Source organism: Paenisporosarcina sp. TG-14 (genome assembly GCF_000297555.1).
Lineage (GTDB): Bacteria > Bacillota > Bacilli > Bacillales_A > Planococcaceae > Paenisporosarcina > Paenisporosarcina antarctica.
This window is the reverse complement of record NZ_AMGD01000004.1, coordinates 1-15,087: the sequence shown is the minus strand read 5'-3', so window position 1 is coordinate 15,087 and position 15,087 is coordinate 1. Positions and strand designations below refer to the sequence as shown.

Here is a 15,087-nt window from a genome sequence, read left to right as displayed (position 1 = left end):
CTAAAGAAGGAACGGCTTAAGGTATATATCTCTTTAAAACAGTTGAAATTTAAATTTGCATTTCTTTTTTTCTTAATAAATCTTCAATTAAAACAGCTTTTCCTTGTTTCAGTGATTCTTCTGCTGCTATTCCAACAACAACAGACCAGAATCCTTCTTCTATTGAAGGCGTGGGTGTATTTGCTCCATCAATATTATCAACAAAATGTACATGCTCGTAGTAAGTACCCCCACCATGACCACTTTCCTCAATGTACGCAGGATAACATGGAGTAGTAATTTTTGATGGCTTATTTTCACCTCGTAAAATTTCCAAATGGTTTCTCGGTCGTTTGGCAGAAAGAAAATCTTCATTTTCTGATGCTTTCAAACGCCCCTTGTCTCCGCAAATTACCAATTCCTCATAAAACATTGGAGAAAACATACATAAATTAAAGTTGGCACTTATTCCGTTATCATACAAGACAGTAACAAACGCATTATCGATAATGTCTGATTTTTCACCATCATATTCGAAATCAGCAAAATTAACTGCCATACTTCCGCTTGCATAAACTTTAACTGGTTTGGCTTGTGCAAATAAATTCATTAAATCAAAATAGTGACAGCATTTCTCTACTAACGTACCTCCTGAATATTTTGAAAATTTATTCCACTGCTTTACCTTATCTAAAAATGGAACTCTATGTTCCATAATACTAATCGTCTTAATATCCCCAAGAGATTTTCGTTCAAGAGCTTCATGGATTGCTTCGTCATAGATCGCTTTATATCGATACTGTAAACCTATTTGAAAGATCGACTTGTAATCTTTTGCAATTTGAACAACTTCGTAAGCATCTTCAAGATTTGTCGTCATTGGCTTCTCCAGCATAATATGTTTGCCGGATTTAATAGCTTCTCTAACAATATCAATGTGTGTATAGTTTGGCGTACAAATAATCAGACCATCAACATCTGTGTCATTACAAGCATCCGTCAGTGTTTCATATTCCACAAGGTTACTTTCAGGAGAAATACTAGCAAATTGTTTTTTGACCTGATCTATACTCTTAGGATTGGGATCATATACTCCATGAATTGTTGCTCTTCCTTCTAACATCGTAACCCTCATATGTTCAATCCCCATATTGCCACAACCGATTATATTAAAACGGTATTTGGGCTGCTCTGAGTTAGTAAGATACCGATCACTATCTGGCAAATAATCAAATTTCGGATTATTCGAAATATATTTTGTTTTTAATTCTTTAGTCATTTTTTTCTCCTGTCCAAAATAGATTTTTGACACAATATTAGTAACTTAGATAGGAACATTACTATCTTTTAAATTGATAAGAATGCGCTTACAATATTACTTAATTAATAACAGTAGCATTTTAGAGCCTTAATATCTTTTTTATTTCTGATATAAGCACCCTCTTTGTTAATTATCTTCTTTCCTATACATGTGACCAATAAATTGAACCCCTTTTCATCTCTAAAGATTCAATACTATGATTCTTTCTTCTGTCATTTCCTCTATAGCATATTTTGGACCTTCTTTACCAGTTCCACTTTGTTTCACACCACCATAAGGCATTTGATCTACGCGATAACCAGAAGTATCATTTATAATTAAACCACCAACTTCAATTAAATTCGCCGCTTTCATGGCGAACGCTAAGCTATTAGTAAAGAGTCCTGCTTGCAGTCCGAAATCAGAATCATTCACCCGATCGATTACTTCATCTTCATCGCTATAAGTATCAACAGTAACTACTGGACCAAATATTTCTTGCCGACAAATATTCATATCATCGGTAACATTAGAAAGAATTGTTGGTTTATAAAAAACACCCTCACGGTATCCACCAGTTTCAACTTTTGCTCCTTGAGAAACAGCTTCATTAACCCATTGTTCTACTCTAATAGCTTCTTTTTCTGATATCATAGGTCCAATATTGGTAGAGGGGTCTTTTGGATCGCCGACTACAAGCGAGTTTGTTACCGCTTTCATCTTATTCATAAATTCTTCAAAAATATTTTTATGAATATAGACGCGTTGAACAGAAATACACACTTGACCCGCATTATTGAAACTTTTTTGAGCTGTCAGTGTTGCTGCTTGTTCAATATTTGCGTCCTTATGGACAATTGTTGCTGAATTACTACCTAGCTCTAATGCTACTTTTCTTAGTCCAGCTTTTTCGCGAATGAGCTTTCCTACACTTGGACTGCCTGTAAATGTATACATATTAACATCTTGATTTTTTAACAACCATTCTCCAGTTTCAGAGCCATTACCAGTAACGAGATTTAATCTTCCCGACGGCAAGCCTACCTCTTCAAAGATTTCCGTCAGAATAATGGCAGAAACTGAAGTAACTTTTGCTGGTTTTAATACAACACTATTTCCTGCTGCAAGCGCCGGACCAACTTTATGACATATTAAGTTTAAAGGAACATTAAATGGTGTTATTGCCGCAACAACTCCAACAGGGACACGTTTGGTAAAAGCTTGACGGTTTTCTGAACCCGGCGCTGCCTCTACTGGAATTCCCTGGCCATGGATGCGCTTAGATTCTTCTGCCGAAATCTCTAGTGTTTGAGCAGCCCTTTCGACTTCTCCTATTGCTTCGGCTATTGGCTTTCCAACCTCTTCAGCAAGAATTTCTCCAATTTCCTGTTTACGCTTTATTAGCTCTTCAGCCACTCTTTTTAAAATTTCATAACGAGCGTAAGGAGGAAACACTGTTTTTAAGGAATCTTTTGCAGCTTTTACTGCGTCAGTAACGTCCTGTTCATTTGCGTAAGAAGCTCTAGCTATAACTTCATTGTTATACTTATTTAGTACATCAAAAGTATTGGCCTTCTCTCGCCATTCTCCGTTAATAAACAAACCATACGTTGGCGTTTTAACTGTCGTTCCCAATATCCATCCACTCCTTAAGATTATATCGTTACTACCTTTTTACTTTCAATTAGTGCACTTGCTCTACCGTTACTACCGAAAACTCTAATCTTCTCTTGGACCTTTTTTTTCATTTTCTCTTTGCCAGAACCTAGTGTATCTGCAAGGACAATGTTATCAATATTATTATGAAATGCGTCTTGAACACCTCTTGTAAATGCTTGACGGAGTTCAGTATCTACGTTAATTTTTGCCACACCTAAAGCAATGGCACGCTGTACTTGCTCATCTGGAACATCTGATCCACCATGTAAAACAATCGGTCTATCTACAGCGTCTGAGATTTCCTTTAAACGTTCAAAACGTAGGTTAGGTGTTTCCTGGTAGATCCCATGGGCAGTTCCAATCGATACCGCCAAATAGTCGACATCAGTCGCTTCTACAAAAGCAATGGCCTCTTCTGTAGTTGTGATAAGTGCATCTTTCTCATCAACTGTAATATCGTCTTCGGTCCCTCCTATCTTACCAATTTCTCCTTCACTACCAATGCCTAAAGCTCTAGCAACTGCCACAACCTGCTTTGTGATAGCAATATTTTCGGCAAAAGTTAGAGATGAGCCATCAAACATGACCGATTGAAAACCTAGTTGAATTGCTTCCATCGTTTGATTAAATTGACGACTGTGATCAAGATGAATAGCGATGGGGATTGTACTATTTTTTTCTAATGAATCAATAAGTACTTTCATCGGCGCTAACCCAATCGTATTAATTACCTTTTGACCGACTTGAATCATAATTGGTGATTGCTCTTCCTCAGCTGCTTCAATTATAGCCTGAATAGTTTCAGCGTTATGAGCGCTAAATGCTCCCACCCCATATCCGTATTGACGAGCATGATCAAGCATTTCTTTCCCACTAATAAATGGCATAATTATATCTCCTCTCTATTTTAAAACAAAATATTTTTTATTCACTCTCTAATTCTATTAAATTAACGAAATTCCCTCGAACCAGTGTAACCTTAAGCCTCCTTTCAATTTATGAATACGGTGGTTTCAATGCTGAGTTGACGTCCAAGTTCAATTAACTCTTCTACTACATCATCATAAACAATTGCATAATGTGGTTCAAAACCCTCCTCCATCAATTTATATAATGTTTCATTTACTACTGTTTCTAATTTCACTTCAACCGATGTTCCATTAAAGCGTTGAGGTGTGTCTAAGGCTTGGCCACGCATAACAAGTAATCGATATCCATCAGCCTTTGTATAACCTAACCTAAACAACGTTACTGGACCGGGTTTTAATCCGAACTCCATAGTAAATCCTAGTTTTCTATTCGGATGAACACCAACTTTAGCTCCAGTTTCAGGGTGAGCTAATGAGTAAGCTCCTGCGCCACAGTGCCAGAATACAGCAGAGTTACTGGCTTCATTTATATGCACCATATCACCAAGGTATGGTGCACTTCCATGGGATAACTCCCTAAGAATGAACATCGAAATAGATCCGTGAATATCAGACTCACAAGATGAAACAATCCCATCCTCTGTAAATTGAGATAATGTTGAACACGCGGCCGCACCAAGCTCATTGAAAAAGTCAGGCCAGCATCTAACTGCAATTGCAGTAATCCCCTCTTGTTCAATCATTTCTTTAACATAAGTAGAAAATTGAGCGAATTTCTTCACAGTTTCATCACTTCTATTTAATCCGATTACCTGCTTCTCAGCACGTTCTATCATCCCTTCCCACCTTGAACGAGGTAGTTTAACACATTCTTCAAAAGCATTCTGAAGGTCGAAGTAAGAAACAGTAGGACCTAATTTTTTATGTAATAATTCGTCATTAGTATCCGAAAAGAAAAAACCCGGTGGATGCTTTCCTATAACACCAATTTTCAAGAGTTGTAATTTCTGAACGACCTGATGTACAGATAATTTTACCTTTATAGTATTTTGAACTTGAGCTTCAGGTGCATTACCAAAGACAAATGAATATGAGTGATTTTCAGAGCGAAGAGTATGACTAGTACTGTTTCCGCCTGTCAATGAGTTTAATCTTAACCTTCCCCCAACGCTTGGCTCTCTTACCGACCAAACGACTACAGGTGCTTTTACTCTACTAATGACAGATAGAATAAATTCTCCGTCTGCAAACGTTACACTCTGATAAATAGTTGTTACGATGGAATCACAATCCACAGTTGATAAAAAAGCTTCCAACTCTTCAGGTGAAGTAATGATATTTTCAGGTTCTACAACTTCCTTTACGATACTATTAAGAAATGAAGAACTCTCTTCTCTTTTTTCCTCTCCTGCTACTAAGTCAAATGTTTTTCTTCCTATTGGCAAATAAAGTACTTTCGTTTCTAACAAATCGGTCACCCCCCGTTTTTTGAATATTGTCACTACTTAGACAATAACATACATAGTGATGTTTTAAAATACATAACTACCTTTTAATTCTCACATCATCCTCTTTCATCTAAATTCAGTGAAGGTGCTTATTAGAAAAAATATTATTTATATATTACACTTATATTTGGACCAATTATTCCAGCCTTGGCTCCCATCGACATGAATCTTTCATTTTCAGGATGTGACAGTAACCATTTGTTTCTCATAAATAAAAACTTATCATGACCTTTCTCTTCTTCTAATAGAGGTGTATTGGTACCTAATGGCAAAATTACAACACATTTAAAACCAGTATCTGATACCTTGCATGGAGCTAAGTGCAACGTTGTTTGAAACATCTCAATTGCTGTTCCTTTTGGAACAAAAAAGCATTCTAACTCATCAACTGAATATTTTTCGCTTTCAATGTCATTGACATGCCCCAACATTAATACGAAATCTGTAATGGCTACATTGATTTCACTTCCCTTATGATATTCTAATCCATTCAGGCTTGAATTTTTCCCATTACAATAACCGATTTGTATGCTCATTCCTCCGAAATGTAATTTTTCCACTGATGGTTTAAATATCCCTGCTTCCAACGACTCAACAGATGGAACATACTCATTCCCGTCGGTTGGAATTTTTGTTTCCTCCATCAATTTTTCTACCTCAACGAAATCAGAATTATCAAGTACTCTTCCATATCTCATAAATGATTTTTCTCCAACATCTGCTAAAGTAAGTCCCGGATTAAGCTGTTTCAATAAGTCAAGCACGTAAATCCCCCTTTAAGTTGTAAGTGGTTAAAAAGACATCGTCTAGGTCATTCACTATAAATTGTAGAAATAAATAAAGCTTTTCCTATCAACTTAAATTAGAGAACTATGTTAATTTCAACATGAAAAAGATAAAAGAGTGAATATCAAATCAAAAGATACATATTACCAAGCCTTTTCTTAATATAAGTGGGATGTTCACTAGATTTAGAAAATTCTAGCGTTCTTGCGGTTTGGTGTAATATTATTTTAAATATTCTAATAAATCAATACTTTCTTTAGCTTAAATAAAACGTTCTCATTTTTTAGCCCATCGTATCAAAATATGATCCATTTGAATAATGCATTCATAGTCATTTACTTAATTCGTAGTTCACTATCCCGATCAAAGAAATGTCCTCTTTCTAAATTAAACGATAGGTCAATATCATTCCCTGGTTGAACGGGGTTACTAGAGTCTAAACGAGCCACAAAATCTTGTCCTTGGATGGTAGAGTACACCATTAATTCAGCTCCCGTAAGTTCAGATACATCTACTTTCAAGTTTAAAGTCTGGTGCCCATCTGAAGCTTCATTGCTAATATGTTCCGGTCGAATACCTAAAATTAATTCTTTTCCATCATATCCTTGATTTTTTAAATACGATAGATGTGATTCTGGAACTTTTAGTGAAGTATTCCCAATTACGAACATGCCATAAACCAATTTTCCTTTGAAGAAATTCATAGAAGGTGAACCTATGAATCCTCCTACAAAAACGTTATCAGGTTTATCATATACTTCTTTAGGTGTGCCAATTTGTAAGACTAGTCCGTCTTTCATAATGACAATACGAGTAGCCATTGTCATTGCCTCAGTTTGATCATGTGTAACATAAATCGTTGTTGTCTTAAGACGTTGATGTAATTTTGCTATTTCAGCACGCATTTGTACACGTAACTTGGAATCAAGATTTGATAAAGGTTCATCCATTAAAAATAGTTTTGCATCTCGAACGATAGCTCTTCCAAGCGCTACACGTTGACGTTGACCGCCTGATAATGCTTTCGGTTTACGATTCAAGTAAGCTTCTAAACCTAATATTTCTGCAGCGTTTTGTACACGTTCTTTTATTTCTTCCTTCGGAAATTTACGTAATTTTAATCCAAACGCCATATTTTCATATACAGTCATATGCGGGTATAATGCATAGTTTTGGAAAACCATTGCAATATCCCGTTCTTTTGGTGCCACATCGTTCATTCTCTTACCATCAATATAGAAATCTCCTGAAGAAATATCTTCCAGACCTGCAATCATGCGTAATGTAGTAGACTTCCCACAACCTGAAGGGCCAACAAAGACAATAAATTCTTTGTCTTCAACTTCTAAATTGAAATTCGAGACAGCTGAGACACTCTTATCATAAACTTTTGATATATTTTCTAATACTAGATTCGCCATTTTATCCACTACCTTTACATATATTTTGAATACGCCATGTTTTTCATCTGTTAGAACAAGTAGATTGACTTTTTCACACCTAGTTAGATTCCTCCTTTCCTTTTATTTTATTTCATTTCATTTCATTTCAGAAAATTATTAAACCCTCAACTACTGATTGGGTGACCCAACCTACAAATTATTAAAACATAAATTTATTAAATATTCAATATATTTTAGTCAGTAATATCCTTAATACTCACACCTTAAAGTATACAGAGGAGAATATTTTGATATGCGATATAGAGAAATTAGTAGAAATAAGGAAGATAGAAACCCAAAATAAATTATCTTCTATAAAATTTTTTTAAAATAAAAGAGATTTTCCTCTATTTTGTCAAAATTTATTCTTACAAATAAGGAAGTATCTTTTTGAAGGGAAATGAATTCTTAATTACAATACCAGATAATCGATACTCAGATCTTCTTTGTAAAACACAAGGTTGAATCTTAATTTGACTTGGTAGACACAATCCAAAATAGCTTAGGTAATTCATGGCTTAATTAAAACTACAGATTCTTTTTTGAATGGCGAAGAGTAATCAAAATGACAATATAGATTTGGCTTGCAACAGTGTTTAAGGTTAAGGAAATACAGAATAATGTAAGCATCTTGAGAATGTATTTATACTAGTGGTATTATTAATAGGAGCATACAAATAAGGGGGCATTAATTCTATGTTACATGAAGCTGATTTAAAAAGTTTTAATACAAGGTTAAACTCAATTTCAAATGAAGTAAAAAAGCTCGTTCCTACAAAGACAAATACTGATACTTTTAAAAGGATTACAGAAAACCTCGCTGCAGTGGCAACGGTTGTTACTGATACTGATTTCGAGGATGCAAGCTATATCAACGACAAATTAGTAGCAATTGAAAAGGATTTACCTTAATTCCTGAATTTAAATTTGAATACGTATACACTAAACTCAGTCGCTTCAACGTGGAACTGAGTTTTTTAATGTTTAAATATAGTAATAAGTTGCAATTCTCTAGGTGATTTAAAGGGCAGCTCCCTATGGATCGTGGCAATGCCACCGGACAGCTAATGTTCCATCTCTTTGCGGCATTTGCTGAGTTTGAACGAAATCTTATTCAAGAACGTTCTGCTGCAGGAAGAGTGGCAGCTAAAGCACGGGGGCGACTTGGTGGACGTCCTGAGAAATGCGGAGTGAAAGATATTGAAATGATGAAGAATCTTATTGATGGGGGTACTCCCATCAAAGATGTGGCAGATAGATGGGGTGTTTCTCGAACAACCATTTATCGCTATTTGGAACGTAAGTGATTTGAAACATAAGAATAAAACTTTATAAATTAATAGATAGTATAAAGAAGAAGAAATTTCAGTAAATTATATTTAAGATATAAATTTAGACATTCCACTAAATAACAGTAAACGATGAATTAATGAATCTTTCAATTATTGAGCAACACAATCAACTATTTTAGATTAGTTGCTACATTCACATTACACTCTTAACTTATTTTTATCATAGCTGTGCGTCTTGTATTTAATAGAAGAACTTCTGACTCCTATCAAGATCTATCTGTAATGACGACCAACCATTTAATATTAGGTAAGACAATCCTCTATTAATAAGAAGAAGAAACAAAACACAGATTCTTAAATGAATCCAAACCATAATACAATCGCTGGATAAACCCAAAAGCAAAGAGCACTTCACCTTAATTGGTTGAAGTGCTCTTTTTTTCGCGAAAATATAAGCGTTCTGGTTTGAATATAAGACTCAAATCTAATTCTCAAGTAGTTTAATAACAGTTCGGATTAATAGGTTTGAATCCTAAAAACAATCCCCAATCGCTTCGCATTTGTCCAGTTTTCGAAGTCTCGAAGTGGAAGCCACTTAGTGCTTTCTGCCATGTCAATCATTTGGTCTGACTCGACAGCAAATAACTCATGTGAGTGCATAGGGTCCCTAACTGTCCATTTTCGATCGTATCATTTGCCATAGCAAGTGCTAATTCAACAATCGACATGCTGTTAATACTGATTTCTCCGTTCTCTAATTGAAAAGGCAATCCCTCTGCCAGCATTATATTTGCGTTATACAATTCGTCTGCTTTCGCTTCAATGGCCCCTTTGCCGCCTGTTAAGACATAGTAATGGATTCCGTTGTCTTGGGTGAGTTCTACTAATTGAATTGTGTGGTTGGTCATGTAGATTCCAGCAGTGTCCAGAAATTCTCCAGTCATGTTGGTGATGCGAGCGTCTGCATTGTAAAAGCGCTGAACAATGCTGCCGGCACTCATCCCAGACAAGGTATAGATTGTTGGGTCATCGTTATAACTGTCTTCAAACGCTGCATACCCCAAATTTTCTCGTACCGAATTATACATCAAGACCGTGTTCGGTGTTGGTACCATTTGGACAAATGTTTGTTGAAGTTTCTGCTTTTCTTGAGGCATAAATGTACCCATTGGATAGACGCCCTGGTAATCGACAACTTTTTGATATTCAGACCTTTCATTTTCAAAAATCTTGCTCTCTCTAATCATTTCATCCCCTGCTCTCAGTTAGTTTTCAGTTCAATCATGTGCAATTTATAATTAAAAGTTTCTTGCTCTCTTCGCTGCTTCATTAGCCTCATGTTGCTTTGCATTTGCTCTGTTGATTTTTTCTTGAAGATGAAGTTTGCTATTATATTGAGCCTGTTCAATTGCGCGCCTCTTGGCAAAGTCAGCTTCTTCTTGTCTTTTTCTGGCCTGCCATCTTGCCTCATCCTGTAATCTTTGCTTATTGGCGAAGTCAGCTTCTTCTTGCTTTTTTTGAGCCAGCCGTTGTGCGTCAGCTTGTAATCTTTGCTTATTGGCAAAGTCAACTTCTTCTTTTCTTTTGTGTGCTTGCCGTTGGGTGTCAGCTTGTAGTTTTTGCTTATTGGCGAAGTCTTCTTCTTGCCTCATGTGTGCCTGCCATTGTGTAGTAGCTTGCAATTTTTGCTTATTGGCAAAGTCAGTTTCCTCTTGGCTTTTCTGAGCCTGCCGTTGTGGGGTAGCTTGGAATCCTTGCATAGTATTTGAATTTCTAGTACTAGATTTACTGAGCTTGTTTTTATAGACCCTGTTCTTTTTGAACGAATATGTTATAAGCCAAATTTTATCGGCAATTCGTGAATTTAAAAGTCTATGTTGTAAACTATCTAGCCTGTTTACAATCCATACGCTGAGTAGTGCTGCAGGAATTATCAGTAATATCCCGAAAATACCGAACGAATAGTTAGATGGATAAGCTGGTTGATTAACAAAATTAATCAGTTCACTTAATCCTCTATTTGCAATATTATTTGAAAAGAAAGCTAAAATTAAAGTTAAGGCTAAAAAAAGAAACTTCTTATCTTCTGGTATTTCCTTCAATGCCCATGCATTAATTTTACTATTCATATTCCCCCTCCTCTTTTATCTGAAGTATACACTAAAGACCTATTATTTGTAATGACTAATAAAGGTATAATGTATCATTTAATGATTTCTGAAATTATCTCCTAAAACTACTTGCAGGCCTTTTTCGGTTTATAGACCTTGCTCATTCACACTGCATCTTTCGGGTCTTGGATGATCAGTGCTTACTCTTTCTTGATCCATTTAAACCCTTCGTCTTTTGTGATTATGGCTACATCAACAGGGTCGCTGACCATCTCTATAGATTTTGAGAGTTTCTTTTTTAGAATTGCCGCTTTCAGTAAAGATTCGGAGAGATACGCCAGCTCTGTTACCGGTAAAGATTCGACAAAGCCTACAATCGGGTCGCTGAATTTTTTGCGCTCATAGTGAGGCAGTTCTTTCTGATACTGCTGGTGTATTTGCATCAATGCATTTGACAGCTCAGCTGCGATTACACCCGAATCACTCTCTGCCTTAAGATGATCTTTTAACTCGGCTGCCAAGATAGCGGACAACCGATTAACTTCTTTTTTCAAAAATGGTGCGATAGAACTTATCATTTCTTCGCGAATGCCAGTCAAAAAGATTTTTAGCGTGTCTCTTTCTCCAAAAGGGAAGATGGCTCCGGGTGTAGAGTGACTTATGGTTCTGTTTCGAATATGGTATTTAATTTTATTATTAAGTTTTCCATCAATGCTTAGTACGCACATCGTTGGAAAACTTTCATTAGTTCCATACCCGGTGAAAATAACGCCTGATAATTTATTGAAGAACTTTTTGATTAGGGAAACACTTGCCAGGTGAATGATTTTTTCAAGCCATTCAATACGGTAGAGATGAAATTCGAATGTACGAAATACCATTTTCGTTATTTTTTCAGCATATTTTGCAGATAAACCTTCATAATCGCAAGCGGTAAATTCTATTGGAAAATCTTTGTCATCCATTAGTTGAATTTGATTGTCCAGGTAATCTTCTGCGTGTTGTAAATATATTTTTTGGAATTCGCCTTGCGGCAGCAACATATACTCTTCACTATATAAGCGAGTTTTCATAGTAGTTAAATCTTTATAGAGTTTCATTAACAGGGAATACAAGGAGGCTTCTGCATAGACTAGTTCATTTGCTTCAGCCATAAAATCCTGGTATTCATTTTCACCAAGAAACTGCAAGAAGTCTTCTGCATATTCGTTTACTGTATCAAATGGTTCAGATAGCTTGCTTTTGTAGCCCTGTATAAGCGTTTCCCAAGGAGTCTGAAACATCGAGGCGGGGCCATATACCATAACACCGATTGTATGTTCATTCGAAAAACCAAATAACTTGCTTGCTGAATTCTGCCGTTTTTCCCCATTCACTGTAACTGTGCTGTCCGAGGTTAAAGCAATTCCGTCTGTATTCATTACGACTAGTTGTCCGGCCAATCCCGCCCCCCCTTTTTTCAAGAACATCTCTTGTAATATAATTATTACTCATCGCCCATTTCATAATAGGGATCGTTTTGCATAACCCCTTTTTTATAAAGGCTTCGATATTTGTCAACAATGAGCTTTTCAATAAAGCTGCTGTTTGTTTCTTTGCTTTCGTATAACATCATTTCTAAATACCAATTTGCTTTTTCAGACATGTAAACTTTTTTTTGAACCTTATTATTTTCATCCTTTTCATTCCGAATAAGTTCGGGAAAAAAATTACTAAGGACTTTTTTCGATTCAGGATCAGATGTAAATATTTCACTTGCGAATTGAACTGCTAATTCGTAAGAAACTGGTATAATTTTCTTTTCTTCCACATCCATGAGTTCAAATTTCGGATTTAAATCATCACTATTCACATCAATGTAAGTGGGAAACTCATTCTTAATGAAAAAGAAGTAGTTTCCATTTTTTGTTTTATAAAGCTGTTTTAGTTGGTTTACATAAGCTCCTTTTTCATAATGATTTTCGTTTATCTGTTGTTCACAGATTTTTTTAGCCGTTTCTGTGTTATAAACAGCACCATCAATTACTTTTTTCATTTTTCCCTCTCCATTCACTATTGAATTAGCATTCAGTAATAGTACTTAAAAAAAACATTAGATATAAATTAATTTAGTACTATATCTATAATTTAAATATAATATATACTTGGTACTAAGTCAATATATTGTGGGAATTTTATTTTAAAATGCTATCTATTCATAGGGTATGGTGCCGTTCTGGACAGCTATCCTTGCTGATTTTACGGTTTTTTCATCATTTTAACGGGAAATATGATTTTGTGAAATCGAAAAAAGGTAGAATACTGGGTCTTCTGTTCATTCAGGCGATCTTTTTATTATTTAAACTACAAATAAATCTGACAGGCGAAATAGTCTTCCTAGTAGATTTAACATTCTCCAAGTAAGAAAATATCAAGACTCTAATAAGAAAATCATAGAAGAAAGCAAAACCACAAAAATTAAACAAACAGAAACTCTTAATAAATCAGTTGATTCCTTGCGTTTTGCCTTTAAATTTTTTATGAATCTCTTCGCAATAAATCAATCTAGTCTATTTACCTTCAAAATTGATCCTGAAACGCTTTCAATGTTTGACGAACGTTGGCATTGTAATTCGGTGGTTATCACCAAGAAAGTCAACTCTTTCAATTTCATCATCAACACTTAATCCTTTAATACAATTTTGAGTTTTAATAATCCGGTAATGTTATAACCTATTTTAAGTTTCTTTAAGCAATGATAAAAGGATGGTTATCGATACCTATAAATGATACTTATGTAAACATATACAAAAAAGATTGCCCGATTCGATGGACAATCTTTTCTTCATTATTTGGTTATCGTTGTAGCGTAAATCCTGCAGTCGGTTCTTATCCGTGAACATATGATGACTCTAGCCATTTGTATTTTGCTACTCTGTACTTTTTCCTTGCAACATACATCTAACCCTTTTTTTCTCTTGATTCAATTGGTTTCCTTTATAAAAATGATATACTAGATCTCTTATTCTTCTGCGCAGATATGTTCTAGTTTGCTCTTCATTAAGAATTGAAACACTTTGATAATCATTCTGTTTGCTTGTGGTACTACTTAATTTTCTTTTTCCTCGTAGATTTTAATTTCCTCTTAAACCTTCTAATTTTGTAAACAATATCTAGATAACTATTGGAGTATCTTAATTTGTATAAAATGGGATATACATAGAAAATATCAAAAGGCAACCCTATGCTCCTTCTTGTTTTATTAAAAGCATGTAGAACATAATTAAAAAGGTTTCTATTTTGATCAAATAAATCATATTGATTATAACTAAACGCACTCGCTTCATGTCTTATATCTTCTTCGATCCTCCAAATTAAGCTCTCCAATTTAGGATCACATAATTCTATATGATTATCTGCAATTTTTTTTATACTGTTATGTTGGCTTCCTGTAATACCTTCGTAACCATCTAAAGGGTCTACATTCTGAATTAGTATTTTGTAAATTGGGATATAAATTTTTCTTAATGATTCTTCGCTATATTTAGTAATTGCAATCTTTTTATCTTTTAAATGACCAAAAAAATAACCAATCCAACTTACTATTATCGTTGTTATAGCTGCAGTGATAATAGTAATCCATAATTCTGTCAATAAGATTTCCCCCCTACTCAATATTTAATATTCCCTGGAAATGTATTTCTATTTATATCATTCTCATAAGAAGCCCAAATCCACTGGAAATGGCTCGATAAAAGGAGCCCAAACAAGTGCCTTTATACAGCATAATAAAGACGGATAAGGAGAAGGGACTTCTTCAACTCAATTACCTAACCTATGTATTTGAACAACTTCCGTTAATGGATCCGGCTTAAGATTCCGGACTTGAACAGCTTCTACCCTAGTCAGAGACTATTTCAGAAGAGTGTCGCTTACTAAAATATTAATTAGAATATATATATATAAGCGTCAATAATGTCCACCTATCTAACAGGCAGGTATTATTTGACGCTTACAAAACAATCACTTTATAGTCTTCTTTGCAAAAACCGTAGGGATTGTTTCACTAGGTGCAACGATAATCGGCCACCAGAAAGAAGCATCATTCCAACCGTTAACTTTTAATCCAGTTTGCTTTAATAAAATGTAAATTGTCAACTCA

At 35.1% G+C, this 15,087-nt stretch carries 12 protein-coding genes and 1 pseudogene; 2 read left to right on the top strand and 11 right to left on the bottom strand.

Features of this window, described 5'->3' with window-relative positions:
• Nucleotides 1–49: 49 nt before the first annotated feature.
• From C406_RS0101570 to C406_RS0101545, 6 genes are all read right to left on the bottom strand, one after another.
• The gene (locus C406_RS0101570; protein ID WP_017378830.1) at nucleotides 50–1,258 is read right to left on the bottom strand and encodes a Gfo/Idh/MocA family protein; all 1,209 of its coding nucleotides are present in this window, start codon (nucleotides 1,256–1,258) and stop codon (nucleotides 50–52) included.
• A gap of 222 nt (nucleotides 1,259–1,480) precedes the next feature.
• Nucleotides 1,481–2,914 (bottom strand): aldehyde dehydrogenase family protein, encoded by a 1,434-nt coding sequence (locus C406_RS0101565; RefSeq protein ID WP_017378829.1) that lies wholly within the window; start codon nucleotides 2,912–2,914, stop codon nucleotides 1,481–1,483.
• A gap of 20 nt (nucleotides 2,915–2,934) precedes the next feature.
• Nucleotides 2,935–3,825, bottom strand: a complete 891-nt coding sequence (locus C406_RS0101560) for a class II fructose-bisphosphate aldolase (RefSeq protein WP_017378828.1) — start codon at nucleotides 3,823–3,825, stop codon at nucleotides 2,935–2,937.
• Nucleotides 3,826–3,929: 104 nt separating this feature from the next.
• On the bottom strand, nucleotides 3,930–5,285 hold the full coding sequence (gene sftI, locus C406_RS0101555) for a sulfoquinovose isomerase (protein ID WP_237740490.1): 1,356 nt from the start codon (nucleotides 5,283–5,285) through the stop codon (nucleotides 3,930–3,932).
• Nucleotides 5,286–5,419: 134 nt separating this feature from the next.
• Nucleotides 5,420–6,079, bottom strand: coding sequence for a DUF4867 family protein (locus tag C406_RS0101550; RefSeq protein ID WP_017378826.1), 660 nt, complete (start codon nucleotides 6,077–6,079; stop codon nucleotides 5,420–5,422).
• A gap of 357 nt (nucleotides 6,080–6,436) precedes the next feature.
• Entirely contained in the window at nucleotides 6,437–7,522 is a 1,086-nt protein-coding gene (locus tag C406_RS0101545; RefSeq protein WP_017378825.1) for an ABC transporter ATP-binding protein, read from the bottom strand.
• 717 nt (nucleotides 7,523–8,239) lie between these two features.
• Between C406_RS0101545 and C406_RS0101540 the strand changes: the two genes are divergently transcribed.
• Together C406_RS0101540 and C406_RS19175 are read left to right on the top strand one after the other, a co-directional pair.
• Nucleotides 8,240–8,455 (top strand): hypothetical protein, encoded by a 216-nt coding sequence (locus C406_RS0101540; protein ID WP_017378824.1) that lies wholly within the window; start codon nucleotides 8,240–8,242, stop codon nucleotides 8,453–8,455.
• Between the two features lie 119 nt (nucleotides 8,456–8,574).
• Nucleotides 8,575–8,850, top strand: a pseudogene (locus tag C406_RS19175) (helix-turn-helix domain-containing protein); the annotation flags it as partial.
• Between the two features lie 602 nt (nucleotides 8,851–9,452).
• Here the strand turns inward: C406_RS19175 and C406_RS0101530 are convergent.
• The 5 genes from C406_RS0101530 to C406_RS0101510 all read right to left on the bottom strand — a co-directional run bounded on the left by C406_RS0101530 (nucleotide 9,453) and on the right by C406_RS0101510 (nucleotide 14,579).
• The gene (locus C406_RS0101530; RefSeq protein WP_017378822.1) at nucleotides 9,453–10,082 is read right to left on the bottom strand and encodes a hypothetical protein; all 630 of its coding nucleotides are present in this window, start codon (nucleotides 10,080–10,082) and stop codon (nucleotides 9,453–9,455) included.
• A gap of 51 nt (nucleotides 10,083–10,133) precedes the next feature.
• Nucleotides 10,134–10,964, bottom strand: a complete 831-nt coding sequence (locus C406_RS0101525; RefSeq protein ID WP_017378821.1) for a hypothetical protein — start codon at nucleotides 10,962–10,964, stop codon at nucleotides 10,134–10,136.
• 182 nt (nucleotides 10,965–11,146) lie between these two features.
• Nucleotides 11,147–12,388, bottom strand: a complete 1,242-nt coding sequence (locus C406_RS0101520; protein WP_017378820.1) for a hypothetical protein — start codon at nucleotides 12,386–12,388, stop codon at nucleotides 11,147–11,149.
• A gap of 44 nt (nucleotides 12,389–12,432) precedes the next feature.
• Entirely contained in the window at nucleotides 12,433–12,981 is a 549-nt protein-coding gene (locus tag C406_RS0101515) for a hypothetical protein (RefSeq protein ID WP_017378819.1), read from the bottom strand.
• Nucleotides 12,982–14,030: 1,049 nt separating this feature from the next.
• Entirely contained in the window at nucleotides 14,031–14,579 is a 549-nt protein-coding gene (locus tag C406_RS0101510; RefSeq protein WP_017378818.1) for a hypothetical protein, read from the bottom strand.
• Between the last annotated feature and the right edge of the window lie 508 nt (nucleotides 14,580–15,087).

What these genes read in the sequence shown, in the direction of transcription:
- C406_RS0101515 (WP_017378819.1), bottom strand. Translation starts at nt 12,981, where the DNA reads ATGAAAAAAGTAATTGATGGTGCTGTTTATAACACAGAAACGGCTAAA.
- C406_RS0101560 (WP_017378828.1), bottom strand. Translation starts at nt 3,825, where the DNA reads ATGCCATTTATTAGTGGGAAAGAAATGCTTGATCATGCTCGTCAATAC.
- C406_RS0101530 (WP_017378822.1), bottom strand. Translation starts at nt 10,082, where the DNA reads ATGATTAGAGAGAGCAAGATTTTTGAAAATGAAAGGTCTGAATATCAA.
- C406_RS0101570 (WP_017378830.1), bottom strand. Translation starts at nt 1,258, where the DNA reads ATGACTAAAGAATTAAAAACAAAATATATTTCGAATAATCCGAAATTT.
- C406_RS0101525 (WP_017378821.1), bottom strand. Translation starts at nt 10,964, where the DNA reads ATGAATAGTAAAATTAATGCATGGGCATTGAAGGAAATACCAGAAGAT.
- C406_RS0101545 (WP_017378825.1), bottom strand. Translation starts at nt 7,522, where the DNA reads ATGGCGAATCTAGTATTAGAAAATATATCAAAAGTTTATGATAAGAGT.
- C406_RS0101540 (WP_017378824.1), top strand. Translation starts at nt 8,240, where the DNA reads ATGTTACATGAAGCTGATTTAAAAAGTTTTAATACAAGGTTAAACTCA.